Below are 25,667 nucleotides of genomic sequence, written 5' to 3'. Positions count from 1 at the left end.
TATGAATAAATAATTATTTCAAATCCTTTGCATTAACTGGAAATTCGGGTGTTTTACCGTTTGAAAAATCAATGATTGCTTGTGCTGCACCTAATCCTAATGCTTGGTTAGCCTCAACAGTAGTTCCGGCCAAGTGTGATGTTAGAATAGTATTTTTACTTGTAAACAAGGGGTTATCTGGTGCTGGAGGTTCTGGATTGAATGAATCTAGCGCAGCCCCTGCAATTACATCATTATTTAGAGCTTGTGCAAGATCAATTTCATTAATGATCCCTCCACGGGCAGAATTAATAATAAAGGTATTTTTCTTCATTGTTTTTAATTCTTTTAATGTGATCATGTTTTTTGTTTCTGGTGTTAATGGCATGTTGATTGATAAGAAATCAGCAACCTTATAAATATCTGCCAAATTATCATAAAGTTTAACGGGTGAATCCTTAATATATGGATCGTAACCTACAACATTCATTCCGAAAGCTTCAGCTAGCTTTACTAAAACTTGACCTATTTTACCTAAACCTAAAATTGCTAAAGTCTTATCCTTTAATTGGTTACCATTTAAATTGTATTTAGTAGAGAAACCGGGTAGAGATCCGTCAGTTGCTAGTTCCTCTTTTTTGTTGTGGATAAGTTTATCGGCGGACATAATTTTCCGATTCAACATCAACATAGTAGTAATAACGTATTCGGCAACGGAAAAAGCGTTAGCACCATTAACTTTTGCCACCATAATATTTTTCTTAGTGGCTTCATTGACGTCAACATTATTAATACCAGTACCATTTCTTGAAATTATTTTTAATTCTTTACCAGCATCGATAACTTCTGCTGGTAATTCCGATGAACGCATGATGACCGCGTATGCATCCGCGATTTCTTTTTTCATAGTCTCAAAGTCAGTATCGGCAGAAACCGTAACCTTGAATCCATTATCCTTTAAAAGCTGAATTCCTTTGTCATCGATTTTTTCACTCAATAGAACTTTCTTCATAATATGATCCTCCCAATAAAATTCTTTTTTTATGTAGCGATGATTCTTTAAACTATGGATCGCTTTCAAATATCATTATAGTTAACAAATTCACTAACCCACAGTTACGGAATGGACACCTGACGGACTAAATATGCTATGTGAAAATTATTTATGAAAATAAAAAAGCTCCTAATATAGGAGCGTTGGCGGTTTGTCAGTAGTTTAATGAAATCACAAAAGTAAAAATCATCTGGTCTAGATACATAAAAGGTTCACCAGGGGAATGAGTAGGAACTGTGAACTAGTGAAACTTTTAACTATAATCAAAACTGTAAACGGTTACCGCAATCGTAAATGAGAACGGAGGATGAAAATGAAAATTATTAGTGTAGATATTATGAAGGTTCCAAGTGAAGATCCTAGTTTTAGTGGTAATGGACAAGGTTCAAAGGAAGATTGGTGTCCATTAGTAATTAGAATTAATACTGATAAAGGTATTTCAGGTTTTGGTGAAGCCGGATTGGCTTATGGAAAAGGTTGGCGTGGAGGATTCGGTATGCTTCAGGATTTCAGTGAAGTAATTATCGGAGAGGATCCACTAAATATTGAAAAAATCTGGGATAAATTATTAACAACTACTTATTGGGGAATTGCTGGAGGAGTTGTTGTAGATGCCGCTATTAGTGCAATTGATATTGCGCTTTGGGATATAAAGGGTAAATATTACAATACTCCTACCTATGAAATTCTTGGTGGAAAAACTAATGACCATTTGAGAGCCTACGCAAGTCAACTTCAGTATAACTGGGGTGAACATATTGAAAAATTGAAATTAATTACACCGGAAGATTATGCCGAGGTTACCAAAAAAGTTAGATCAGAAGGTTATGATGCTTTGAAATTTGATCCAATAATGCTCAGTGATCAACCAGATGGTGGTGGGCAATGGATTACTAAAGGTACCGTTTCAAAACATGTAATTGACGTAGCATATAACCGTGTTAAGGCAATGCGTGAAGCTGGTGGGGATGATATGGATATCATTATTGATATGCATGCAAACTCTGATACAACTTCTGCTATCAAAATTGGTCAGGCATTAGAGGATTTAAATATTCTTTATTATGAGGAACCAGTAAGTACCTTAAATTCCGATAATACATTGGAAGTTTCACAGAAAGTCAATATTCCTATCGCTGCGGGTGAGCGTGTCTTTACTCGTTTTGGATTTCGTAAATTCTTCGAAGACCGTTCTATTAAGGTTGCTCAACCTGATTTATGTCTAGCAGGTGGTATTTCTGAGGCTAAAAAAATCTGTGATATGGCATATACATATGATATTAATGCTCAAGTTCATGTTTGTGGTGGTCCTATTGCAATTGCCGCCGCTTTACAGGTTGAAGCGGTGATTCCTAATTTCTTGATCCATGAAGTTTATCAACGTGCAATCAATGCTAAAGATCGTGCAACATGCCTATATGATGATTATCAGCCAGTCAATGGATTCATTGATATTCCTGATCGTCCTGGTATTGGACAAGAATTGAAACCGGAAGTTATTGCCAAATGCAAGATGGTAACTATCAAATAATAATATAAATGGAGGCATTTAATAATGTTAGATAAGTTTATTTTAGGTGGATATACTGAGGATAATTACACTCCCAATAATCAGTCAAATGGTGTTTACACGGCGACTTTGGATACTGATAAAGGAGAAATAACAGATATAAGTTTATTGGCAAAAGTTGAAAATCCTGCGTTTTTTAATTTGTCAGGTGAGGATCAAAAAATCGCTACGGTTTTGACCAAAGATAATAATCAAGGTGGAGTGGGTGTCATTGATGTTAAAACTGGCAAGTTGATTTCCGAAAGTTATTTGCCAAAGAAACATGGTTCATATGAAGCATACGATGCAGCTAAGAACTTATATTTCTGGAATGAATTACCTTATACGGTTCCTTCATATATCTCAATCGATACGAAACACAAAGTATTATTTGCTGCGAATTACAATACCAATGCAATTCATACATATAAGATGGACGATAATTATAAAATAACCGACAGTCATACTTATCCAATTGAAGGTAATGGTCCATTAGTTGAACAAGATCATGCACATATTCACTTTGCAAGACAATTACCAGATGGTAGATTAATGGTCTGTGGATTAGGATGTGACAAACTATTTATTTATGATGTGAATTTTGATAATGCTGAAATAACGCTCGTTTCAGAGTTTGATACAAAACCAGGTTTTGGACCACGTCAATTGGCAATTGCTAAAAATAGTAACTATATTTATGTTTTAGGAGAATTATCAAGTCGTGTTGGAGTTGTTAAATATGATTCAAAGACGGGTACATTAGCACGTATTGCCGATTATTCCAATATTCCTGAAGGTTATGTTGGACATAATGGCTCAGCCGCTATTAGATTGACATCAGATGAAAAATTTCTTTATATTTCAAATCGTGGTCATAATTCTTTAACAGTTTATAAGGTTATTGATGGTGGAAAACATCTTGAAAAGATTCAACAAATTAAAACAGAAGGTGTTTTTCCACGTGACTTTAGTTTGAGCCATAACGATGATTATTTGCTCTGTGCAAACCAAAATACCAACGATTTGATTCTTTACAAACGTGATACAGAAAGTGGTTATTTAACTGTTGCTCAGAAGAATATTAAACATGATGCTTGTGTACGTGTTCTAGAAGCAACGGACTTCTTGCGTTAAAAAAATGGTGATATCTGAAATTTTCTTCAAATATCACCATTATCTATTAAGATAATTTGTCTATTAATTTTTTTAGAATAGGATTCTTATTATTCTTATTATATAGGAAAATTGAAGCATAATATTTATTCACATCATCGTTTATCTTGAGGTATTTGATCATAGGATTTTGAGATTTTTCTTTGGTGACTAAAGGACTTGGATAAAATCCTATACCGTTATTTGACGCCACCAGCATATCCCTTTGCTCTAGAGAAGAAACTCGACTGATCTGTTCCTTTTTAAAATAACCAGCAAACTTGTTAAAGAAAACATCTCGTAAATAAATTGAATCTGATGAACTGTAATATAGAAGTTTCATATCTTTAATTTTACTTAAACTGATAGAATCAGCGTCGCTCAAAGGGTTCATACGACTAACTCCTAAAGTTAGTTCACCTTCAGTTAACTTGATGAATTTCACGGTTTCATAACCATCAAATTCATTGTCCAGAGCGTAATAGGGTGTAACAGCGAAATCGATGGCATTGCGTTCTACCAAATGTACTAAACGTTTTCCGCTTTCTTCTTTGAGTTCGATCTCAATATTGGGATGTTTGGTTAGAAAAGGAAGAAATGTCGTTTGTAGTATGGTTGCTTGATTCATAGATGAAAAACCAATTTCAAGCTTGTCTTTAGGAGTTTCATCGACTGTCTTGATCCTAGTTAGAGCATCATTATAACTGTTGACGATATCTTGAGCAGTGACAATGAATTGTTTTCCGGTAGCATTTAATTCTGTACTATTTTTGTTTCGAGTGAATAATTCCACTCCCAGTTCACTTTCAATTTGATCCATTTGCTTTGAAACAGCTCTTGGAGAAAGAAATAGTTTTTCAGCGGCAGATTTAAAACTACCCGATCTAGATACGTTCAAAAAAGTTTTCAATTTGTTTATATCCATATTTTCAGCCCCTAAATTTTAACTATACTTAGTGATATTTATTATACACTAAGCTTTGTGTGTACCTTTGGTTCATCATACGTCCAAAGAGTGACTGTTTCAGTTTAAATAGACACAATATAATAGAACTAAGCAATAAATGTTAATTAAATCACAATTAAGTAAGAGGAGATATTATTATGAGTATTCCTAAAATAGCCAAAATGGATGTTTATCCAGTCGCTGGATATGACAGTATGTTAATGAATCTTAGTGGTGCACATGGTCCATATTTTACTAGAAATATTGTTGTTTTAACAACTGATGAAGGTCAAGTTGGTGTTGGTGAAGTGCCTGGTGGTGAAAAAATCACAAGTACTTTAGAAGCATCAAAGGAACTAGTCATTGGACGTTCCATTGGTGAGTATAAAGATGTTCTTCAAAGGGTAAAAGAGAAATTTTCATACCTAGACAAAGGTGGAAGAGGTAAACAAACTTTTGATTTAAGAATAATGGTTCATGCATTAACTGCCATTGAGACATCATTTCTCGATCTACTAGGTAAACATCTCCATGTACCAGTCGCAGCATTGTTAGGTGATGGTCAGCAGAGAGAAAAAGTTGGTGTACTTGGTTATTTATTCTACGTTGGTGATACTAGTAAAACTGATTTACCTTATATCCAAAACGACGATAATACTAGTGAATGGGGAAAGTTACGTCGTAAGCCAGCAATAGATCCGGAAGCAATCGTTAAACTAGCACAAGCAGCGTATGATAAATATGGTTTTAAGACTTTCAAATTAAAGGGTGGTGTCTTCGACGGTGAAGAAGAAGTTGCTGCTATGAAGGCCCTTCATAAGGCCTTTCCAGACGCTAAACTAGACTTAGATCCAAATGGTGCTTGGTCATTGAAACAAGCATTGCATTATGCTGATGAAATGAAAGATATTCTTCATTATATTGAGGATCCTTGTGGAGCAGAAGATGGATTCTCTGGTAGAGAAATTTTAGCAGAATTCCAGCAAATTACTCATATGCCAACAGCTACCAATATGGTAGATACAGATTGGCGTCAAATGTCACATGCCATTGCTCTAAATTCAGTATCTATTCCATTAGCAGATCCACATTTCTGGACAATGGAAGGTGCTGTACGAGTAGCACAGTTATGTAATGAATTTAACCTTAACTGGGGAGTTCATTCAAATAATCATTTTGATATTTCACTTGCTATGGTCGCTAATGCAGCTGCCGCAGCTCCAGGACGTGTCTTTGATGTTGATACTCACTGGATCTGGCAAGATGGACAAAACTTAACTAAGAATCCTTATAAAATTGAGAATGGTCAATTAACAGTACCAAAGACTAATGAAGGTCTTGGTGTTGAAATCGATTTAGATAGTATTAAAAAGGCCAATAAATTATATCTTGATAAGAATCTTGGAGCACGTGATGATGCAGCTGCCATGCAATTCTTGATTCCAAATTGGAAATTTGATTCTAACAAACCAGCAATGGTCAGATAAAATAGGTATTAAGTTAATAATAATTTAAAAATAGCTGTCACGGAAATTGTTTTCTGTGGCGGCTATTTGAGTTCAAGTATTTTATTACATAGTAGAAAATTTGCTCTTGATAGTTTCAGCTGAATTCTTAAATTTAGCTTTTTCATCGTCAGTTAAAGCAACTGGATTGACATATTCGATACCATTTTTACCAATAACAGCTGGTTGGCCGATATAGGTATCAAATTCTTTGTCGTAGCAAGATACAGGACATTCTAATTGGGCGTTCGAAAGAACGGCCTCGGCTAATTTAACAGCACATGTAGCGATTCCGTAGCTAGTATATCCTTTACCTTGATATACTGACCAACCGCCTTTTCTGATTTCTTCTTCAAGAGCGGTATAATCGAGATCTTTTCCTTGTTGTTTGGCAAATTCTACTAGGGGATGACTATTTACAGTAACACCTGACCAGGCGACGAATTGTGAATCACCATGTTCACCAAGTGTATAACCGGCAATATTTTTGGAGTTAACATTAAATTGTTTAGCAACAACACGTTGCATTCTAGCAGTATCTAAAAATGTTCCAGTACCAAAGACTTGTTGTTGAGAAAGTCCAGTGGATTTTTGAAGATATTGAGTAATGGCGTCGCACGGATTAGTAGTGTCGATGACAACGCCGTCAAATCCTGATTTCTTTATTTTTGGTGCAACTTCTTTGACCATAGCATTAGTAAATTCAAACTCAGCCCAACGGTTGCCAGTTTCTTTAGCGGCATCGATCTTGCCGGCAGTTAAGAATAAAATGTCAACATCCTTTAATTCAGAATAGTCCTGAATTTTGATTTGAGTAGTTGTATCTAATCTTGCTTGTGCATCTTCAAGATCAAGTTGCTCAGCAATAGCTTTCCCCTCATTATTGTCGATTAAAATTAATTCATCCGCAATTCCCTTAGTAACAAGAGTATAGGCAATAGTAACTCCAACGTGCCCAATCCCAATTATGCCAAATTTTCTCATTTTATAAGATCTTCTTTCATTTTTCTTTTAGTGTACCAGAGATTAGCATTTCTAAAAACTATATCTGGTAATTTATACAAAATAAATACCCTATAATCAATAGATTACAGGGTATTCATTGAACTGTTTATTAAATTTTTGTAATAAATGCTTAATTATGCTGCTCTATGTTGCAGCTTACGATAGCCGAAGTAGAATTGAGTGACAGCTAACACGATGTTGACCCAGTTTAGAACTTGGAACCATGTTGATAAGCTGTCTACAGGAGTTGCTCCGTAGAAAGTCCAGAAACCAAGGATGACAGCAACGACGTTGATCCATGCAAAAGTTTTTTGCAATGTTTGATCGTCGAGATCGAACCACATCCATACAACGTTAACAATAAACCAAATTGCCAAGATCCAAAACATCCATGTAAACATATTGATTACCCCATTTCCTTTTAAATTTGAAAGCTTGTTCCCAATTGCTTTCAACAACTACATGATAGAGCGGTTATACCAAAGGGTACACTAGCAATAATCATGCTATTGTTGGATTCCGGACACTTTTCGCATACTTTGTTCGAAAAGATACATTTTATTTGAAATTGATTGTGTTATGCTGAAATTAATTTGAAAAGAATGAGGGTTTATTATGTCAAAGGATGTCCGAAAAATTAAAACTGAACGTGATATTCAACAAGCATTATTGACGTTATTAAATTCAAAGACATTTCGTCAAGTCACTGTAGCTGATATATGTCAGCATTCTATGACCAGTCGATCAACATTTTATGCACATTATTTAGATAAATATGATTTATTAGATAAAATGGTAGATGGATTTACTCAATTATTTAAGAGCCGAGTGAATCTTCGCTTTAATCAGATCATAAACGGTGAAACTGATGCTTTATTACGTGGATTAGCTGTAGATATGGCAGATAATCGAGATGCGCTTTTAACATTATTTACGGTTCATGAACCAAACGCTGATTTAGAAGCTAATTTTAGAACACTTCTATTAAAAGAGTGGAAACAGTTTATCAAAAATTCTGGTGGAAATATGAAAGTACCAGAGGATTTGATGGCATCAATGGGGATGAATGTTCAAATGACAGTTATTCAGTGGGCTTTAGCACATGGTGAAGTAGAAATTGATGCTGTAGCTGCTGCAATTAACACGATTCGTAAAGCAATTTTGTTACAGATTCAACCTGAAGATTAGACAAAAAAAGAGTGATCAAGAATGACCACTCAAATTTCATGAGGATACTATGGAAAAACTACTCGAAGAAGCAATTAAATTGATTCAACCAAAAATGATCGTTAGTTTTGGCGGTGGAAATACAGTTGGCAGACTTTTACACGAAGTAGCTGATCAAAAGTTGGATATTATTGCCTGTACACCATCAGAAGTTACCAAAAATACCTGTCTAAAACTAGGTTTAGAGATTAGGGAATTGAGTCAACTTGATAAAATTGATTTGGCATTTGATGGCTGTGATTCCTTAAATAGAAACCTAGACGCCTTAAAAAGTAATGGTGGAATTCATACATATGAAAAAATCTATGCGAATTTGGCTAAGGATTATATAATTCTAGGACCCAAAGAGCGCATGCAGAATCAATTGAATGCGGATATATTCTTGAGTTTAGAAGTGATCGAACCGGCAATCGATCAGGTGACTGAATTGGTAAAGGCCTTAGGTGGACACACAAAAATACGTCAATCACAAGATATGGCCGGCATGGTACGGACTAAATTAGGGAATTGTTTAGTTGACTGTATGTTTGATAATTGGAATAAAATTGACGTGATTAATCATGAATTAAGTGAATTCAACGGAGTCGTTGGAACATCTTATTTCCATAATTTGATCACAAAGGCTTTACTGGCAGATGGTGAAAAAGTAATATCGGTATCAGCTAATATTAACGACTAAAGAAATTATTTTTCCTTTGTCGTTAAATTTATAATAATCAAAACCATGTAGGGAAAATAAAGAGCCATCAGTTTTAAGACCAGCAACTGCCCATTCGGCCTGATAGTAATCAACAAAAGCTTCTGCTTTAAATAAGTGCTTTAATTCTTTGTTGCGAGTAAAGAATGTTTTAAAAAATTCAGCAGTCTTTTTCTTCCCGGCGGCTGTTTCACTTAATCCCGATTTGATGGATGTATCATCTGCAAATAGGTCTACTATTTCATCGAGAGCTTTTTCGTCATTAGATGCTAAATCGGATAGCTCGAAGTATTTCTTGATCGTTTCAATGTTTTTATCCATAATCAATACCTTCTTATGTTTTTAATACTTAGTATAGATCGTTTTTAGAAATAGTCAGTTAAAGTGATTTATTCCTGAGCGTTATTCTCCGGCTACATGTAGTTTATATATAGGACTAAAAATATTATCTTTTTGTTTATAACTTTTAAAGGAGGAATAATCGGATATGAAGAAATCAGTTGATGAACAAGTTTTTGAAATTATCGACGAGATGTATAATTCTTTATCAAAAAAAGCGGATTATGATCCAGAAGTTATTAAAACTTTAATGACTGCCGGTACTTATTTAAGTAAAAAGAAGAGTGCACCACAAATAATTGCTTCTAAAACGGTCAATGGGATTTTGTTAGCTAATGCGGTCAATAAGTCAAAACTCGATCAAGCTAATTGGAATCGTTTAAAACAACTGATAATGTTGGCTCAAACTGAAGGGTTTGCAGGTTCACCAATGGGACCAACTGATTTTAGATCTCAATTCTAAATTAAAATATTCAATAAAATTAACAAAGAGGAGTTTCATCCCACTTGAAATATCAGGTGGGATGAAACTCCTCTTTGTTATATATAAATAAATTAACCTGTATACGACTATGCCAGATTAACCATTATATTTTGATAGTGTGAAGGTAACTCTATCTTTATTTTTTAATTTTTTCTTATCAGCACTGACATTAACTTGTTTTCCATTAACTGTGAATGTCCAATAAATTTTCTTTTTATTATTTTGCTTTTTGCCATCAATGGCTGAGATAAAACCACCTTTTTGTGTAACTTTCCAGGCTTTTTTTGTTCCGTCCATAACTGTAGCGTTTTTCTTTAAAGTAACAGTTTTCTTGGCAATTTGTTTCTTATTCTTCTTTAAAACATATGTAACTTTGATGTTGTTTGTTTTAGCATCAGCGGTTGTGGCAGTTGCTGGTGCAATAACACTCACAAGCATCAACAATGCCATAAATAGAACTGTAATTCTTTTTTTCATAAATAAATTCTCCCTTTTGTTGTTATGATTCAACGGTTTCTAATTATATCAGAGAATTAGTTTATCAATATATAAGCGTTTTTGACGTTAGGAATATTAGGTTTGAATTGTGGTATTCTTAAATATGCTAATGAATGGAGAGGAGATCAAATCAGTGAAAAAATTTTTTTCTGGTTTTCAACAGTCAACAAATGATTTGTCGATTTTGACTTATCTTTTGGCTATCGTTCTCTCTAGTTTAATATTCAATGATCCGGTGATTATCGTGATGATTTTTTTATCATTACTATTAGTTACCATATATACTAAAAAAAATAATTCTCGAAATTATTTAAAGTTTACATTGGTTATATTTGTTACTACCATTATATTCAATCTGATCATTAACCAACGTGGTGCAGAAATTATATTTCAATTACCAATGTTAAAAGTGACGACTGAATCATTATTGAATGCATGTATTTTGGCATTCTCTTTTGTGAATCTACTTTTAGCATTTCATATTTACGATGCCTTAACCAATGTGAAAATCATCTTTGATTTATTATCACGAAATCTACGAAACATTGCAATTATCTTTATTTTAACGATTAAATTCATTCCCAAAATTATTGAAATTTTTAATGATACTAAGTTCTTATACAAATTTAGAAGCAGTAAAAAAGAAAATAGATTGACTAAACAATTGAATTTATTAGAGATCGTTTTGAATAAATCGATTGCCAATTTCATGAATATGTCAGATGTGTTAACTACTAAGGGATATGGTAAAAAAGGTACCAGACGTCATTTTAAATGTAATACGTCAGACTATCTTTTAATGATCATTAGTTTTTTAACTATAATTTTTGACGTTGTCATGATAGTTTCAAAAATCGGTAAAGTTAATTTTGGATCATCAAATGTTCAAATAATCTTTGATAAAAATATTTTGGTTGGTTTAATAAATGTATTCCTAATAATAATGCCAATTTTGATAGGAGGATTTCAATACTTATGGTGGAAATGGTACATTTCAAAAATTTCAGTTTCCGATATGCCAACAGTGAAAAACTTTCGCTAGACAATATTAATCTGACTATCAACAAAGGAGATTTCTTACTTCTCATAGGCAAAACTGGTAGTGGAAAGAGTACTTTATTAAAACAATTAAAGGCTAATTTAGTCGTTGGTAAGTCAACTAAAGGAACCATAGAGCTGAATATAGAAGATGAGAATATTTCATATTTATCACAATTTGTTGATAATCAGATGATAACTGAGTGCGCTCGTGATGAATTCAATTTTATCTTGGAAAATATGAATTATTCAGATAATCAGCGTCATATGCGTATCGCAGAGGTAGCCAGTTATTTTGGAATTATCGATTTATTGGATTTAACGGAAAATGAATTATCTGGTGGTCAAAAACAATTGATCAATTTAGCAGCAGCCTTGATAACTGATCCAGATATTTTATTACTTGATGAACCAACTTCACAGCTTGATCCAATTGCAGCCGAAAAGCTTTTACAAATGGTTCATAAAATCAATACCGAATTAAATGTAACGGTTATTTTGGTGGAACATTCACTTGAAAGAAATACTTTTTATGCTAATAGAATGGCTATTATTGAAAATGGAGCGATTATTTTAGATCTTAAAGTTGACCTTGCTCTAAAAAGTATTTTTCATGATAACTTTTATCAAAATTATTTGTCACAAATTGATCGGTCCTATTTAGAATTAAAGTTAGGTGATGTGACGCTTCCACTGAATAATCGTCAATTCAGTAAGATTTTAAATGATAACAGTAATGAGATTGTATATAAAAAAAGATCATCTAAACAAATTTCAAAACAGGAAGTATTGAAAATAAAAAATCTTTCATTTAGGTTTGATTTTGAATCAAAAAAAATCATCGACAAGATCAGTTTCACTTTGAATAAGGGACACTCATATTGTTTAGTAGGGCCAAATGGAGTCGGAAAGTCGACGTTGATCCGAGTAATATCACAGCAGTTACTACAACGATCCGGATCTATAAAGCTTGATAGTAAATCGGTCAAGAATAATCCTGATCTGTTCAAAAAAATCTTTGTATTACCACAAAATCCAGCTTTATTATTCGTATCAGATACGGTGTTTGGTGAGATAAAATTCCAGCTGCAGCAATCTCAAACTATTACTAACAGTCAAGTGGATGAAGTTTTAAAGCAATATGGAATATTAAAGTTAAAAAATATTAGTCCGTATGATCTAAGTGGTGGACAACAGGAATTTTTGGCTTTAGTTATCGGACTAATCAAGAATCCAGAGATACTATTTTTGGATGAGCCAACTAAGGGATTAGATCCTAACAAAATATTGAAGTTAGATGACTTATTAAATGAATATTTAAGGAATGGTGGGATAGTTTTTGCTAATAGTCATGATCTGGTTTTTGCAACAAAATTTGACTATATGTCAATGATGTTTGATGGTAAATTAAATGATTTTCAAGTTCCAACTGAATTTTTTAAAGATAAATTTTTCTATACGACAGAAATAAATAAAGCATCCAGAGATAGTTTCCCGGATGCTTTAGTGTGGAATGATTTAAGGAATAAGTAGATAGATCAAGGCGCCAAGTGCACCACCGGCCATTGGTCCAAAGATAGGTACCCAACTGTATGACCAGTCGGACTTGCCTTTATTGGCAATTGGTAAAATCTGATGGGCAATTCTTGGCCCTAAATCTCTGGCCGGATTGATCGCATAACCAGTTGTACCACCAAGTGAGAAACCGATCGATGTGATCAAGACACCGACGACCATTGGGTTTAAGCCGTCTGTGAACTTTCCTCTAGTAAATGCTAGTAAAGCAAATACTAGAACGAAGGTACCGATAAACTCACTGATAAAGTTCATAGGATAATTTCTGATGGCTGGTCCTGTTGCAAATATTCCTAAAATAGCATCAGGATCATCTGTTTCTTGCCAGTGAGGGTAGTAGTTGATCCAAACTAAGACAGCTCCCACAATTCCTCCCAGGATCTGAGCAATGATGTAAGGAATTACATATGCCCAAGGGAAAACTCCAGCTATTGCCATACCAAGTGTTACGGCAGGATTCAAGTGCGCTGGACTTAGGAATCCAGAAACGTAAACACCCAGGGTAACAGCAAGCCCCCACCCTAAGGCAATTGCTATCCAGCCAGCCCCATAGGCCTTAGATTTCTTCAAACTTACGGCAGCGACAACGCCGTCACCTAATAATATCAATACAAGTGTTCCGATAAATTCACCCAATAGCTGTAACATCAAGCTATCTTGCATAAAACACACCCCTTAGTAGTCTATTACGGTCTGATACCGCTTACAGCTATTATACATAGTCAATATCTTAAAATCTATTTTTAAGCTACTGATAATCGAAAAAAATATTGGAGGTAAATTAGTGAATAAAAGATCTATATTTTTAATAATCATTGCAATAATAACATTAGTTTTTATGGGTATATTTGATAATAAAAATTATCTGTTAATGTCATTTATCTTTCTATCTTTGACGATTGGAATCTATTTTATCCGTTTTGAACAACGAAAAACTAACGCTAAAGAGGTCGTCTTTATAGCTATAATTTGTGCCTTGGCAGTGGGTGGACGGGTCTTATTTGCTGCACTACCAGCAGTTAAACCAGAATTATTTATTCTGATCATGGGAGCAATCGTCAGCGGTCCAGAAACTGGATTTTTAATGGGAACGATTATTGCTTTGACTTCCAATATGTACTTTGGCCAGGGTGCATGGACTCCTTGGCAGATGTTTGCACTCGGTATAATTGGTTTGATCTCTGGTTTATTATCTAATAAGAAAACAGGGACCGCCTTACTGACCGTTTGGGGATTCTTGACTGGATTTATCATGGGTTGGATAATGGATATTTACTATATCATCGGCTTTGTTGATCCGATAAATGTTAAAAGTGTCGGAATTGCCATAGCAGGAAGTTTTTATTTTGATTTTATACATGCAATTTTTACGGCCATTTTATTATTGCTTGTAGGAAAACGCTGGATTAGAATTTTTAACAATTATCGAACTAAATACGATTTATTTAAGGAGTAACTTTATGAAAATCTATACTAGAACTGGTGACAAAGGTCAGACCAGAATTATCGGTAATGATGTCTTATATAAATCTGATAAACGAATCATGGCTTATGGAACGGTTGACGAATTGAATTCATTGGTTGGTGTGGTGATAGCTAATTTGTCAGATAAAACCAAGGTTTTGAAGGAAGAATTAGAAGAGATCCAGCAATTACTTTTTGATTGTGGAACTGATCTAGCAATTTCTCAAAATGATAAAAAACATGAATTCATTTTTACAGCCGATAATAAAGCTGTTGACTGGCTAGAAAAAAAGATCGATGAATATACGGATAAAACTACTAAAATACAAAAGTTTATCTTACCGGGAGGCTGTATTACGGCCGCTAATTTGCATATGGCCAGAACGGTTACACGGCGTGCCGAACGTGAAATTGTCAATCTGATGCAAGCTGAGCCAATCAACGATGAAGTTTTAAAGTTTATCAATCGTCTATCTGATTACTTCTTTATTGCGGCAAGATATGCCAATGTTTTAGAGGGTGTTGAGGATATTCAATATCGTAATAGTAAGCCTGTCTTTAGATAAACTCCTTCGGGAGTTTTTTTAGTGTTTTAAAATTGACTTTGTGAAAATTTGATATGATAATGTATGAGATCGGGGGAGTTGAATATGAATACAACAATTGAAAAGTGGCTCGAATTCTCAAAGAAACAAAGAATGATCGAGAACAATCTTGAATCAGGATTGTCTAAAAATGATTTATCCCTAAATGAATTTTATGTTTTATATGCGTTGGATTTAAAAGATGATAAAAAGTTACGTTTACAAGATTTGCAAAAACATGTTGGACTTAGCCAAAGTGCCATGTCTCGTTTGGTAACACGCTTGGAATCTAAAGATTTCGGTGCGATCGAACGTAGTATTTGTAAGAATGATAAACGAGGAATCTATATTCACTTAACAAATAAAGGTGAAACAATTTTAGCTGAAACTTCTAAAATAGTAACCAATATTTTAAAGGAAGATTTTTAGAGTTGTTTTTTTTGTTTTACTAGTTTATTATATGCACGCGCATGCAACTTATTTAAAATATTACTTAAGAGGAGTATTTAAATGATTAAATCAAATGAAACTTTGACATTCAAACGTGGTTTAACTTTAAAAAATCGCTTCATGATGTCACCAATGACTACAAAAATGAGCTTTTTTGATGGAACTGTAACAAATGATGAAGTAAATTATTATGCTTTAAGAAGTGGTGAGATCGGTGCTGTAATCACTGGTGCCGCCAATGTTCAAGATAATGGTAAAGGTTGGGATGGTGAGTTGAGTGTGGCCGATGATAAATTCATTCCTGGACTTGCTAAATTAGCCGCAGGTATCAAAAAGAACGGAACAAAAGCAATTTTGCAAATCTTCCACGCTGGAAGAATGACCGATTCTGGTGTACTTCATGGGACTCAACCAGTATCCGCTAGTGCCATTGCAGCCGAGCGTGATAATGCGGAAACTCCAAGAGCAATGGAAAATTCTGAAATTACAGAGTTGATCGAGAACTTCAAGAAGGCGACTAAACGTGCCATCGAAGCCGGTTTTGACGGAGTAGAACTTCATGGTGCTAATACTTACATCATTCAACAGTTCTTCTCACCACATTCAAATCGTAGGACAGATCAATGGGGTGGAAATCTTGATAAACGTTACAAGTTTATTAATGATTTGGTCGATGGTGTCACCAAAGTAGTTGATGAATCTGGAGTAAAGAACTTTATCGTTGGATATCGTTTGTCACCGGAAGAATATGAGAACCCTGGTATTAGCATTGAAGACACAATGTTTTTAGTTGATAAATTAGCTGATAAGCCATTAGATTATTTGCATCTATCAGAAAATGATTATAAACGTGTATCTGTTAGCGATAGTTACAAGAATAAGACCATTCTTGAATATGTTCACGATAGGATCAATGGTCGTATGCCATTAATTGGTGTTGGTGGCGTTACAACTAAAGAAGATTCTGAGGCTATTTTAAATAGTGGTGAATTGATTGCTGTCGGTGGTCAAATGTTACTTGATCCCCATTTTGTTGGTAAAATATTATCTGGACATGATGATTCAGTTCGTCATACATTGTCATTATTTGATACTGATGAGTTGATGATCAGTAATGGTGCTCTAGCATTTTTGGAACAGAAGATGCCTGAAAAGATTATTAAATAGTTTTTGGTTTCAACCCAATATTATGAATAAATTAAATAAGGAAATTTAATATGGTAAAAACTTGGTTTATTACCGGAACTTCATCCGGTTTTGGAAAAGAATTGGCAACACTTTTAGCCCAAAAGGGCGACGTAAATTTGGTAGCCACTGCCCGTCATACTGAACAATTGGATTATTTGAATCAATATGATCACGGGCAAATTTTGAAGGCAACACTTGATGTTACCAAAAAGGATCAGGTAGCTGCGGCCGTGAAATCTGTTGAAGATAAATTTTCAACGATTGACGTTTTGATCAATAATGCTGGTTTAGGATATTTTGCTACTATCGAAGATAGTAATGAGAATGATGTTAGATATATGTTTGATGTCAATGTCTTTGGCCTTGCCGATATGACAAAAGCTGTACTTCCATTGATGCGTAATCAAAAATCTGGAAGAATTATTAATTTTTCATCAGCTTTAGGACTTGTTACAATGCCAACAATGGGATTTTATAGTGCAACTAAGTTTGCTGTTGAAGGTTATTCAGAGGCCTTGAATCAAGAGGTTTCTGGCCTTGGTATCAAAGTCAGTTTGGTTGAACCTAGTGGATTTAGAACCGACTGGTCTGGTAGATCTTCTAAGAAAGTTGTGCCTAAAGAAGGCGACTATTCTGGATATAATGATATGATTTCTGCCAATGATCAAAACTCCGAACAGGCTCCTGGTGATCCTAAGATTGCTGCTCAAATAATTTATGATCAAGCAACTAGTGGAGATATGCCAGAGCACTTGCCACTTGGACAATTTGCTGTTGATGGTTCACGTGCTAAATTTAAAAAGTTGACTGATTCGTTTGATAAATTAGAAAAATTAGCTTATTCAGCGGATAATAAATAAGGCTTTATTTTGCCACATATAAGTGTGGGAGTATAAATTGATCCTCAGGATTTGGATGTGAATTCAAATTTTGAGGATTTTTTGTATCCGTAGGTGTTAGTGAACCGCATACACATTTTCTTCACACAATCTTTGTTCTTTCATCGTAAAACAGCAAAGGTTTGTTCAAATTTATTGGTTATTATTTATACATAGTCAAATACAGGAACGAACGTACTTGATTATGCGAGGTGAATATAACATAGAAAATAATTTAACCATGATGAATTTAAAATAAAAAAACTTAGGAGCATTTCTTATGAAAAATATTAAAACAGGTACAAAGGGCTTGCCAATCGGCAAGCCCTTTCTTTTTTTTATTTAGGGGATTATCGGTAAACGCTTTCTTAGAGTAAGAACAAGTCAAATTTGAAAAAATAAATTTATAAAAAATACTTTGCATATGTTTAAACAACTATATATAATGAACTTGTAATAAATACTTATAAATAATTCGATACGTGCGTACTAGAATTAATATAAGGGGGAAAACCTAATGACTAAGTTACAGTTATGGAAACAACGTGTGTTTTACGGTACAACCGATATGGCTGGAAATCTTATCTGGCAGATGGTTGGACTTTACCTCTTGTTTTACTATACGACAGTGTTGGATATTTCAGCTGCATTTGTAGGGACACTATTCCTCTGTGTTAGATTCATTGATGCTTTTGATGGAATGTTCTTCGGATTTTTGATTGATCATACTCATTCTAAATATGGTAAAGCAAGACCATACTTTCTCTGGTTTGGTGTTCCGTTAGGAATACTGTCATTCTTATTATTCTTTAATCCAAGTTTTGGTGGCAATAAGATCATTGAAATGATTTGGATCAGTGTCATATATACATTGTTCAGTTTAATTTATTCTGGTTCTAATACACCTATTACAGCCATTTTACCTATTTTGACAGATGATGCTGATGAGCGTGCTAACCTGGCATCCGCCAGAATGGTTATGACAAATACAGGTACTGCCATTATTGGTGCTATCACATTGCCAATGGTTAGTTTCTTTGGTGGTAAGGATCAACGGCTTGGATTTACAATCTGGGGCGCTATCGTCGGAATTATTATTGCTGGATGCTTCTTCTTGGCTTTCTTGAATCTTAAAGAACGTCCAATCGAAGAAGAGAAAAATGATGTAGATATTAAAGGCCATTTGTCAGTTAAAGAATCCTTTAAGGGTGCCTTTAAGAATAAGCCATGGGTTGTTTTGACGATCAGTTTTATCGCTGTTCAAACATTTTGGGTTGTTAGAATGGCCTCAGGTGTTTTCTACATTAACTATGTATACAAACGTGCAGATATTGTTGGATTATTCCTAGGTATGACAATTTTCGCCGTTCCTGGAAATTTACTTGTACCATTACTTACTAAGAAATTTAAAAATCGTAATTTGATGGATGCTTCACTAGTACTTTTCGTTATCGGATCAATTTTAATGCCACTTGGTGAGAAAACGGGTAATTTAATCCTACTATTTGCCGGTAATATCATCGGTATGATTGCCATGGGCTCAGTGTTTACTTTAGCATTTGTTATGATTGCCGATACAGTTGAATATGCGAGAGTACATTTAAGAATTGAAGAACCCGGCTTTCTATCATCAGTTCCAGTTGTTGGTGCCAAAATTGGTATGGGTCTAGGTGGTGCCCTATCCGGTTGGATCTTAACATGGGGTGGATTTGCCGCAAGTAATAAGGTTCAATCAGCTAAAGCCTTAACCGCTATCAATATTAATTTTGTTTGGTTACCAATTCTTTTAGCAATAGTTATCATCGTGATTCTTCAAATGTATACCTTGAATGAGAATAAGATCGGAGTCTCCGAAAAGAACACTGAAAATTCTAAGTTAAAGGAGGCCTAGGAGATGGATATGATGTTAAAAAATGATTATGATACTGAATTAAGCCGTTTAAAACAAATTGAAGCATCTGATGTACCTAGACTGGAACGTGTAAAGATGGTCGTGAAGGATCGTGTTGACGTTCATTCCTATGAACCACATACATTTGAGCTTTTAAAAGAACTAGGGGATGACCCTATTTTATCAAATAATCTCGATACCTTACGTGCAGGGACAGTTGCTGAAGGAATCACTGATATAAGTTCAAATGAAATTAATGTTGAGCCTAAGTATATGGATGAATTAGATCAAAGTGTTCGTTATTATCGAATTTATCGTCCAGAGAATATCGACAAACATAAGGCATTGATATATATTCACGGTGGAGCCTATTATGGTGGAAGTCCAGCGGATCCGCTGGTTCCATTAAAATTATTAGCCAGTCAATATGACGGTGTAATTTATAGTGTTGACTATCGTTTGGCACCAGAAAATCCCTATCCTTTGGGTTTAATGGACTGCCTATCGGTTTTAAAAATGGTTGCAAAATCAAAAACAGAAATTACAATTGCCGGTGATTCGGCGGGTGCTTCTATGGCTTTAGGAGTTAGCGAAATGAGTCACTATATGGGAATTTATGATGTAGATAGTCAAGTTTTATTCTATCCAACCGTTGTACATGGATCAGACCTTGAAGGATCGCTCTGGGATGATAGTAAGATCCCTATTGTAGATGAACAAAGAAATATCTTACATAGCAGTTATAAGCTATTCAAACAGCTAGATACAAAAATGACTGAACTTTATATGCCAGAAGGGCATGTAAACTATCGTTCACCAGTAGTATCACCATTGTATGCTGATCCAACAATTTTTAAAAAGGTACTTGTGATGACTGGAGAATTTGATCCATTCAGGTTACAGGATGAAGCTTTTCTTACAAAGTTGGGTATGGCAGGATGCGATGCTAAATATGTTCGTTACGGAGGTATGGGACATGCCTACCTGAACCTGATCGGTAAGGCTGCCGCAACGGAAGATGCTATTCATGAATCTGCTAAATTCTTAGCGTAATAATTCGCTATTATGTGTGAATCAAAAACAAAGATGGTTCCATAAACGTGTGGCAAAATATAAATTTTGATTTAAAAAAGAGACACTACAATCCAATTTGGATTGCAGTGTCTCTTTGCCGTAATGCTCGAAAGTTGGCCATTTTTGATCATTCTATTTTTTGATCATTCTGTAATGTTCGTAATTTTCTCATTTCAATTCGCCAAGTTCCAATTAATACCAAACAAGAACCCAGCCATGCCAGTGGATTAGCTAATGCCGCGCCATAAAATCCAAATAGATTTATTAAAACCACACTGGCGAAAACTCTCATAATTAATTCAGCGATACCAGCAATTGTTGGCGCCTTTTGATTACCCAATCCTTGTAGTGTATATCTAACAATAAACAAAATAGATAATAAAAAGTACATTGTTCCATTAAAGTAATAATAAATTTGAATTAGATTCAAAACGTATGTCTCGCTACCATTCATAAATAGGTGAGAAACGGTACGACCAAAGAATACTAATAACAGTCCGATAACTAAACTTGTAATGACAGATAATAAAATACCTGATTTGACTCCTCTAAGGATTCGATGGTATTTCTTAGCGCCTAGATTTTGGGCAGTGTAGTTAACTAATGAAATACCAAAGCTCAATGCAGGTAAGGTAGCAATTTGCTCAACACGCCCAGCAACGGTATACGCAGCAACGGCATTGGCACCAAGAGTGTTTAACATGAATTGTAGAATTATTGAACCAATGGCGATTATGGAAGACTGGAATCCCATTGGTAAGCTTACGTTCAATAATTCTCTTATTTCGTGCCAATCTATTACAAAATCATGCCTTGTTAGGATCAAGAATGGAACTTTTCTTCTTATATAAAAGTAGAGGATAACAAAGGTAATTGTCTGAGCACTTACAGTTGCCAATCCAGCCCCAGAAACTCCCATATGTAAGTAGAGAATAAAGAATAATTCTAGAACGATATTTAAAATTGTACTAACGATCAAGAAGAATAGTGGAACCTGTGAATTTCCCAGTGCTCTCATAGTGTTTCCTAAGAAGTCAAATCCGATAAATGAAAATATTCCAGCAAAAATAATCTCCAAGAAAATAAATGAATCGTGGATTAATACTTTCGGTGTTTGCATGATGACTAGTAACGGATAGGCAATGATCACCGCAATTGTAGTAAAAATAACTGTTATGGCAATTGAAATAATAATTCCTGAGGCAAAACTTTTAGTGACACCGGGTATGTCGTTGGCACCGTATTTTTGTGCTGTCAGAATAGTTAGACCACTAGTGATACCTTGAGCAAATCCAATTACTAAAAAAGTCAGGCCGCCAGTTGCACCGACACTAGCCAAAGCATTGACTCCAATAGTTTTACCGACGATTAATGTATCTATGAAACTATAGAATTGCTGAAAAAAATTACCTAAGAGTAATGGAATTGTATATAGGAAAATAATTTTGGAAGGATTTCCCTTGGTTAGATCTGTCAATGAGTTGACCCCCTCTTTAACTGATTTAGACAATTTTAAAACTATATGTCTCTTTTGGTAAATTTGAAGTCTTTTAATGTATCTATTTAAAATTATTTTTAGGCGATTTAATCAATTTTTTTATATTACAATAAAAGTGCTTACATATATTGGTACACAAATGTATTATCAATGTGGCATAATAAGTATATTGATATGTTTATACAAATAGATTCCTGGGGGAGGGATATTCAATGCAGACGAAAAAGATAGTTAAGGGTTTAATTTTTACGTTTGTATCTATCGTAGCTTTTTTTGGTATCTTGCAAAGAACATCTACTATTGTTGAGGCTTACGGTGACTCTGATGTTATAAATGATCCACCGGTTAAGGGCCTTTCATTAAGTAAATATTTTAGTTCAGGTACGTTTACCGGTAATAAGGCTAAAGTTGTATCTAACGATAAGACGGATTATGTTGAGTTAACTAATAATGCTAATAGTGGCTCTGCACAAACTAGTGCAGTTTGGAGTAATAACGATAAAAACTATTTAAATATTCAAAAAAAGCAAACACTATCTATGTGGATGTATTTTGGTAGTGAAACTGGTCGTTATGGTGTTCCAGATGGAATGGCTTTTGTTCTTCAAAATGGTGGGACAGACGCTATTTCAAATATTAAGGGAACACCTAATTCTGGAGAGACACTTGGAGTTTGGGGTTCAGATAGTAATAAGTTAGCGGCAACAGTAAAACCTGAAATAGGTGGAGTACCAACCTTGGCAGAACAGGCTATACAAAATAGTTTTGCAATTGAATTTGATACTTATACTAATCATTTTAATGGGACAACACCGGTTAAGTATTCAGATTGGATAAGTAATAACAACGCTCCTCAATACTTACCAGATCCAACGAATGCGTTTGATTATTTGGCATATAATTATCAAACTAGTAATAATAACTTTCTTTACCAAGGAGATGATTTTCAGCGTTCACATATTGCCTGGAATTATCCTGCCAGAGATAAAACGTACGTTCAATTAAGTCCCAATCCGCCTGCATCACTTGGATTCCTTAATACCGGTAAATCCATTGCGGGCATGATCCATAATCTTGGAACGGATAATTTAGATGAAAATGGAGCTAATGTTTATCTACAAAAGGAATTATCAAATAGTACTAATCCTAAAGATTCATGGAGACATATTACGATTCAATATACACCAGCTGATGAGGGGAGCAATAATGCCACTTTGACTTATAAAGTTGGCGATAAAGATCCCGTAACTGGAAAAGGTGCTAAACCAATAACGGATGTAACTCTTACATTGGATATGTCGGCTTTTGGCACTATGAGTAGTAAAAAACTTAGATATGGATTTACTGCGGCAACTGGAAAAGGTGCTAGTACTAACAGTGCAGTAATATTTGAAACTATGCCTTCACTAGTTAATGCCGAAGTTAATGCATATACGGTTGATAAAACAACCAAGTCTAGAATTAAACCAACCAACACAGGAACATATGATCCTAAGCAATCTAATCAAAACGATAATTTGTTAGATGATGAATCACTTGGTTTGTCCTTAGCAAGTACTGTGCATCCTAAGGATGAACTTGGGCTTAACTACATGTTCCACTATCAAGACGGTGAAGAGCCTGCTACTGGGTTGAAGGAAACTATTAATGTTCCGGATAATGTAACCGTCAAAACTGATGGTAGTGGTAATATTGGTAAGATTTATTATACAAGTAAGGCCGCAGCTGATGGATCTACTAAAACAAGTGAGATAGATATACCGTCTTCTGATTTGGATAATGGAGTTTTGACTTGTAACATGGATAACGGAATTGGTGATCCCAGTGGCAGTAATTGGGAATATGCACGAGTTGAATTAAATGCGACTGCAAATGATCTAGCTGACACAAGTTCCAGTACTAAGCTGACTGTTCCTTCCACCACAACCAGTTTCGAAAGTGACAATTATAAGGCAAATGCTGACTCTACTGCTTTTGACATTGTTAATCCCGCAGATACATTGATTATTACAGCGACATCACCGTTAAGTTCAGAACTAAAATTAGGTGAGTCAACAAATATCACAGGTGATATTTCACTTAAGAGTAAAGATCCTATTGTAAAATCTAATATGTATATAAGTACGACTATTGATAATGGAGATGCAAAGTTGAGTCAGGATACCAGTACTGGAAATGGATTTAGTATTCCAATTATGGCTGGAACTGATGCAACTAAAGGAGAACTTTCTGAAGGTGATCATACCATCAGAATTCATGTCATAAATGAGAATTTTAAAAACCCTGATGGAAGTTATGATACATTGATTTCTAATGAGTTAGTTTATAATGTCAAAGTAACCAATAAAACAGTTGTGATTACTCCTGATAACTCAAATATAACGGTAAACGATAATGAACCGCAGATTATTTCAGGAACATATCTACATTCGGATAATACAACAACTGCGGATGAAGGTGGAGATTCAACGATTTCATACACTATTACTACGGCCGATGGAAATAAGCAAGATCCAGTAACGTATAAACAGGCTAATGATGGTAAGTATGCCTTTAATTTGAAACCTTACGCATATGATAAAGATCCTACAATTTCGCTTGATAAGTACACTGGTACAACTGGACTTAAAGTAGGGAAGAATACTGTAACAATCAATATTACTGATAGTGGTGGACATAAATCTACATCGAAAGATGTTATCGTTAATGTGCCTGATATAACACCTACTCTAACCACTGATCAATCAGAATTTAGTATTATTCAAGATGATCCAATCGATATGACTGCTAAAGTGGGCTACCCTGGAAGTTATTTAGTAACACCAAGTAAATTGACTTGGAATATTAATGCAAATGATAATCAATATGTGAAGAGTTATAGCGGTAATGATCCCGTAGCAACACCTATAACACAGGCATTTACTGCGGATTCAACTGCTAACGGTATAACTGAGCAGAAACATGGTTCTTATAATATTTCAACATATTTTACCGATCCATATGGTCGTAAGTCGAATACACTTAATTATTCTGTAAATGTTACTGATAAGACGGCTACGATTGAAAATAGTGACTATATGTTCCAACCCGTTCATGCAAGTAACAATCCTCGTCGTGTAAAGCGTGATGGTTCTTGGAATTTGAAGGTTGATAGTGTCATGACACCATGGACATTGACTGCTAAGGCTGGAAAGATGATTAAAGATTCTGGTACCGCTAATGCAACTACCCTTGATGGAAATATAGTGTTTGTTTCCAAAGATGGTGTTACACATGATTTAAGTACACCAACAGATATTCAGAGTGATCCAGTTGTTGATGAGCATGGACATGATATAACTGATGTTGCTGGAAATTGGACTCCTGATCAAGGTGTTTTACTTGATCTCAATTCAAGAAGTGTTTCAGGTACTTATACGGGAACTGTTGAATGGGGTTTAACGGATAGCGTCTAGGATACAAAACATGATCAACTTTTTAGTATTAACTTAAATAGACACCGTGATCCAATTTTGGATTACGGTGTCTATTTGGGTTAAGTGGAAAAGTTATATTTATGCTATGTCTACGTCACAGGCATTATACATTTTAT

24 protein-coding genes are annotated in these 25,667 nt (G+C 34.7%); 16 read left to right on the top strand and 8 right to left on the bottom strand.

All coding sequences use genetic code 11. The features are described from left to right. Positions 1–13: 13 nt before the first annotated feature. Positions 14–991: a hydroxyacid dehydrogenase gene (locus EKM64_RS06535; RefSeq protein WP_125676819.1), complete on the bottom strand. Its 978-nt coding sequence runs from the start codon at positions 989–991 to the stop codon at positions 14–16. 355 nt (positions 992–1,346) lie between these two features. Here EKM64_RS06535 and EKM64_RS06530 point away from each other — a divergent pair, with 355 nt between their 5' ends. Together EKM64_RS06530 and EKM64_RS06525 are read left to right on the top strand one after the other, a co-directional pair. Continuing rightward, a complete protein-coding gene (locus EKM64_RS06530; protein ID WP_125676816.1) occupies positions 1,347–2,564 on the top strand; it encodes a mandelate racemase/muconate lactonizing enzyme family protein in 1,218 nt (405 codons plus the stop codon). A 24-nt stretch (positions 2,565–2,588) separates the two neighbouring features. After that, the gene (locus EKM64_RS06525) at positions 2,589–3,716 is read left to right on the top strand and encodes a lactonase family protein (RefSeq protein WP_125676814.1); all 1,128 of its coding nucleotides are present in this window, start codon (positions 2,589–2,591) and stop codon (positions 3,714–3,716) included. A 46-nt stretch (positions 3,717–3,762) separates the two neighbouring features. Here EKM64_RS06525 and EKM64_RS06520 read toward each other — a convergent pair whose 3' ends face one another. Then, a complete protein-coding gene (locus EKM64_RS06520; RefSeq protein WP_125676812.1) occupies positions 3,763–4,659 on the bottom strand; it encodes a LysR family transcriptional regulator in 897 nt (298 codons plus the stop codon). A gap of 179 nt (positions 4,660–4,838) precedes the next feature. On the opposite strand from EKM64_RS06520, the gene EKM64_RS06515 reads away from it, so the two are divergent. Further along, a complete protein-coding gene (locus tag EKM64_RS06515; RefSeq protein WP_125676810.1) occupies positions 4,839–6,167 on the top strand; it encodes an enolase C-terminal domain-like protein in 1,329 nt (442 codons plus the stop codon). 84 nt (positions 6,168–6,251) lie between these two features. Here the strand turns inward: EKM64_RS06515 and EKM64_RS06510 are convergent, their stop codons facing one another. After that, a complete protein-coding gene (locus EKM64_RS06510; protein ID WP_125676808.1) occupies positions 6,252–7,169 on the bottom strand; it encodes an L-lactate dehydrogenase in 918 nt (305 codons plus the stop codon). A 155-nt stretch (positions 7,170–7,324) separates the two neighbouring features. Then, positions 7,325–7,591, bottom strand: a complete 267-nt coding sequence (locus tag EKM64_RS06505; protein WP_125676806.1) for a hypothetical protein — start codon at positions 7,589–7,591, stop codon at positions 7,325–7,327. Between the two features lie 214 nt (positions 7,592–7,805). Here EKM64_RS06505 and EKM64_RS06500 point away from each other — a divergent pair, with 214 nt between their 5' ends. Both EKM64_RS06500 and EKM64_RS06495 read left to right on the top strand, forming a co-directional pair. Then, complete coding sequence (locus EKM64_RS06500) at positions 7,806–8,378, top strand: TetR/AcrR family transcriptional regulator (RefSeq protein ID WP_125676804.1); 573 nt, start codon at positions 7,806–7,808, stop codon at positions 8,376–8,378. A gap of 49 nt (positions 8,379–8,427) precedes the next feature. Beyond that, entirely contained in the window at positions 8,428–9,096 is a 669-nt protein-coding gene (locus EKM64_RS06495) for a ribose-5-phosphate isomerase A (RefSeq protein WP_125676802.1), read from the top strand. Here EKM64_RS06495 and EKM64_RS06490 read toward each other — a convergent pair. Beyond that, positions 9,076–9,435 carry a nuclear transport factor 2-like protein gene (locus tag EKM64_RS06490; protein ID WP_125676800.1) on the bottom strand — a complete coding sequence of 120 codons (360 nt, stop codon included), beginning with the start codon at positions 9,433–9,435 and terminating at the stop codon, positions 9,076–9,078. The two genes, EKM64_RS06495 and EKM64_RS06490, sit on opposite strands and share 21 nt — an antisense overlap. Before the next feature lie 166 nt (positions 9,436–9,601). Between EKM64_RS06490 and EKM64_RS06485 the strand changes: the two genes are divergently transcribed. Next, positions 9,602–9,916 (top strand): bacteriocin immunity protein, encoded by a 315-nt coding sequence (locus tag EKM64_RS06485; protein ID WP_125676798.1) that lies wholly within the window; start codon positions 9,602–9,604, stop codon positions 9,914–9,916. Between the two features lie 117 nt (positions 9,917–10,033). Here the strand turns inward: EKM64_RS06485 and EKM64_RS06480 are convergent, their stop codons facing one another. After that, the gene (locus EKM64_RS06480) at positions 10,034–10,414 is read right to left on the bottom strand and encodes a DUF4430 domain-containing protein (protein WP_125676795.1); all 381 of its coding nucleotides are present in this window, start codon (positions 10,412–10,414) and stop codon (positions 10,034–10,036) included. Between the two features lie 154 nt (positions 10,415–10,568). Here EKM64_RS06480 and EKM64_RS06475 point away from each other — a divergent pair, with 154 nt between their 5' ends. Both EKM64_RS06475 and EKM64_RS06470 read left to right on the top strand, forming a co-directional pair. Next, the gene (locus tag EKM64_RS06475) at positions 10,569–11,477 is read left to right on the top strand and encodes an energy-coupling factor transporter transmembrane component T (RefSeq protein ID WP_164505315.1); all 909 of its coding nucleotides are present in this window, start codon (positions 10,569–10,571) and stop codon (positions 11,475–11,477) included. Further along, positions 11,411–13,006, top strand: coding sequence for an ATP-binding cassette domain-containing protein (locus EKM64_RS06470; RefSeq protein ID WP_125676791.1), 1,596 nt, complete (start codon positions 11,411–11,413; stop codon positions 13,004–13,006). Before EKM64_RS06475 ends, EKM64_RS06470 begins: the two co-directional genes overlap by 67 nt. On the opposite strand, the gene EKM64_RS06465 is transcribed toward EKM64_RS06470, so the two are convergent. Next, the gene (locus EKM64_RS06465; RefSeq protein ID WP_125676790.1) at positions 12,992–13,711 is read right to left on the bottom strand and encodes an MIP/aquaporin family protein; all 720 of its coding nucleotides are present in this window, start codon (positions 13,709–13,711) and stop codon (positions 12,992–12,994) included. The two genes, EKM64_RS06470 and EKM64_RS06465, sit on opposite strands and share 15 nt — an antisense overlap. 121 nt (positions 13,712–13,832) lie before the next feature. Between EKM64_RS06465 and EKM64_RS06460 the strand changes: the two genes are divergently transcribed. The 7 genes from EKM64_RS06460 (at position 13,833) to EKM64_RS06430 (ending at position 20,556) form a co-directional block, all read left to right on the top strand. Continuing rightward, positions 13,833–14,504: an ECF transporter S component family protein gene (locus EKM64_RS06460; protein ID WP_164505314.1), complete on the top strand. Its 672-nt coding sequence runs from the start codon at positions 13,833–13,835 to the stop codon at positions 14,502–14,504. A 4-nt stretch (positions 14,505–14,508) separates the two neighbouring features. Beyond that, the gene (locus EKM64_RS06455) at positions 14,509–15,078 is read left to right on the top strand and encodes a cob(I)yrinic acid a,c-diamide adenosyltransferase (RefSeq protein ID WP_125676788.1); all 570 of its coding nucleotides are present in this window, start codon (positions 14,509–14,511) and stop codon (positions 15,076–15,078) included. An 84-nt stretch (positions 15,079–15,162) separates the two neighbouring features. Beyond that, positions 15,163–15,525: a MarR family winged helix-turn-helix transcriptional regulator gene (locus tag EKM64_RS06450; protein ID WP_125676786.1), complete on the top strand. Its 363-nt coding sequence runs from the start codon at positions 15,163–15,165 to the stop codon at positions 15,523–15,525. An 81-nt stretch (positions 15,526–15,606) separates the two neighbouring features. Continuing rightward, positions 15,607–16,713, top strand: a complete 1,107-nt coding sequence (locus EKM64_RS06445) for an NADH-dependent flavin oxidoreductase (RefSeq protein ID WP_125676784.1) — start codon at positions 15,607–15,609, stop codon at positions 16,711–16,713. Between the two features lie 50 nt (positions 16,714–16,763). After that, positions 16,764–17,594 (top strand): oxidoreductase, encoded by an 831-nt coding sequence (locus tag EKM64_RS06440; protein ID WP_125676782.1) that lies wholly within the window; start codon positions 16,764–16,766, stop codon positions 17,592–17,594. 535 nt (positions 17,595–18,129) lie between these two features. Next, on the top strand, positions 18,130–19,503 hold the full coding sequence (locus tag EKM64_RS06435; RefSeq protein WP_125676780.1) for an MFS transporter: 1,374 nt from the start codon (positions 18,130–18,132) through the stop codon (positions 19,501–19,503). A 3-nt stretch (positions 19,504–19,506) separates the two neighbouring features. Then, positions 19,507–20,556 carry an alpha/beta hydrolase fold domain-containing protein gene (locus tag EKM64_RS06430; RefSeq protein WP_225420974.1) on the top strand — a complete coding sequence of 350 codons (1,050 nt, stop codon included), beginning with the start codon at positions 19,507–19,509 and terminating at the stop codon, positions 20,554–20,556. Between the two features lie 148 nt (positions 20,557–20,704). On the opposite strand, the gene EKM64_RS06425 is transcribed toward EKM64_RS06430, so the two are convergent. After that, positions 20,705–22,054, bottom strand: a complete 1,350-nt coding sequence (locus EKM64_RS06425) for an MATE family efflux transporter (protein WP_125676778.1) — start codon at positions 22,052–22,054, stop codon at positions 20,705–20,707. Positions 22,055–22,287: 233 nt separating this feature from the next. Between EKM64_RS06425 and EKM64_RS06420 the strand changes: the two genes are divergently transcribed. Next, positions 22,288–25,530 carry a hypothetical protein gene (locus EKM64_RS06420; RefSeq protein WP_125676776.1) on the top strand — a complete coding sequence of 1,081 codons (3,243 nt, stop codon included), beginning with the start codon at positions 22,288–22,290 and terminating at the stop codon, positions 25,528–25,530. The last annotated feature ends 137 nt before the right edge of the window (positions 25,531–25,667 follow it).

The organism is Companilactobacillus keshanensis (assembly GCF_003946205.1).
Lineage (GTDB): Bacteria > Bacillota > Bacilli > Lactobacillales > Lactobacillaceae > Companilactobacillus > Companilactobacillus keshanensis.
The sequence above is the reverse complement of the archived record's forward strand: the minus strand, read 5'-3'. Positions and strand labels throughout refer to the sequence as shown.

What these genes read in the sequence shown, in the direction of transcription:
- EKM64_RS06535 (WP_125676819.1), bottom strand. Translation starts at nt 991, where the DNA reads ATGAAGAAAGTTCTATTGAGTGAAAAAATCGATGACAAAGGAATTCAG.
- EKM64_RS06530 (WP_125676816.1), top strand. Translation starts at nt 1,347, where the DNA reads ATGAAAATTATTAGTGTAGATATTATGAAGGTTCCAAGTGAAGATCCT.
- EKM64_RS06525 (WP_125676814.1), top strand. Translation starts at nt 2,589, where the DNA reads ATGTTAGATAAGTTTATTTTAGGTGGATATACTGAGGATAATTACACT.
- EKM64_RS06520 (WP_125676812.1), bottom strand. Translation starts at nt 4,659, where the DNA reads ATGGATATAAACAAATTGAAAACTTTTTTGAACGTATCTAGATCGGGT.
- EKM64_RS06515 (WP_125676810.1), top strand. Translation starts at nt 4,839, where the DNA reads ATGAGTATTCCTAAAATAGCCAAAATGGATGTTTATCCAGTCGCTGGA.
- EKM64_RS06510 (WP_125676808.1), bottom strand. Translation starts at nt 7,169, where the DNA reads ATGAGAAAATTTGGCATAATTGGGATTGGGCACGTTGGAGTTACTATT.
- EKM64_RS06505 (WP_125676806.1), bottom strand. Translation starts at nt 7,591, where the DNA reads ATGTTTACATGGATGTTTTGGATCTTGGCAATTTGGTTTATTGTTAAC.
- EKM64_RS06500 (WP_125676804.1), top strand. Translation starts at nt 7,806, where the DNA reads ATGTCAAAGGATGTCCGAAAAATTAAAACTGAACGTGATATTCAACAA.
- EKM64_RS06495 (WP_125676802.1), top strand. Translation starts at nt 8,428, where the DNA reads ATGGAAAAACTACTCGAAGAAGCAATTAAATTGATTCAACCAAAAATG.
- EKM64_RS06490 (WP_125676800.1), bottom strand. Translation starts at nt 9,435, where the DNA reads ATGGATAAAAACATTGAAACGATCAAGAAATACTTCGAGCTATCCGAT.
- EKM64_RS06485 (WP_125676798.1), top strand. Translation starts at nt 9,602, where the DNA reads ATGAAGAAATCAGTTGATGAACAAGTTTTTGAAATTATCGACGAGATG.
- EKM64_RS06480 (WP_125676795.1), bottom strand. Translation starts at nt 10,414, where the DNA reads ATGAAAAAAAGAATTACAGTTCTATTTATGGCATTGTTGATGCTTGTG.
- EKM64_RS06470 (WP_125676791.1), top strand. Translation starts at nt 11,411, where the DNA reads ATGGTGGAAATGGTACATTTCAAAAATTTCAGTTTCCGATATGCCAAC.
- EKM64_RS06465 (WP_125676790.1), bottom strand. Translation starts at nt 13,711, where the DNA reads ATGCAAGATAGCTTGATGTTACAGCTATTGGGTGAATTTATCGGAACA.
- EKM64_RS06455 (WP_125676788.1), top strand. Translation starts at nt 14,509, where the DNA reads ATGAAAATCTATACTAGAACTGGTGACAAAGGTCAGACCAGAATTATC.
- EKM64_RS06450 (WP_125676786.1), top strand. Translation starts at nt 15,163, where the DNA reads ATGAATACAACAATTGAAAAGTGGCTCGAATTCTCAAAGAAACAAAGA.
- EKM64_RS06445 (WP_125676784.1), top strand. Translation starts at nt 15,607, where the DNA reads ATGATTAAATCAAATGAAACTTTGACATTCAAACGTGGTTTAACTTTA.
- EKM64_RS06440 (WP_125676782.1), top strand. Translation starts at nt 16,764, where the DNA reads ATGGTAAAAACTTGGTTTATTACCGGAACTTCATCCGGTTTTGGAAAA.
- EKM64_RS06435 (WP_125676780.1), top strand. Translation starts at nt 18,130, where the DNA reads ATGACTAAGTTACAGTTATGGAAACAACGTGTGTTTTACGGTACAACC.
- EKM64_RS06430 (WP_225420974.1), top strand. Translation starts at nt 19,507, where the DNA reads ATGGATATGATGTTAAAAAATGATTATGATACTGAATTAAGCCGTTTA.
- EKM64_RS06420 (WP_125676776.1), top strand. Translation starts at nt 22,288, where the DNA reads ATGCAGACGAAAAAGATAGTTAAGGGTTTAATTTTTACGTTTGTATCT.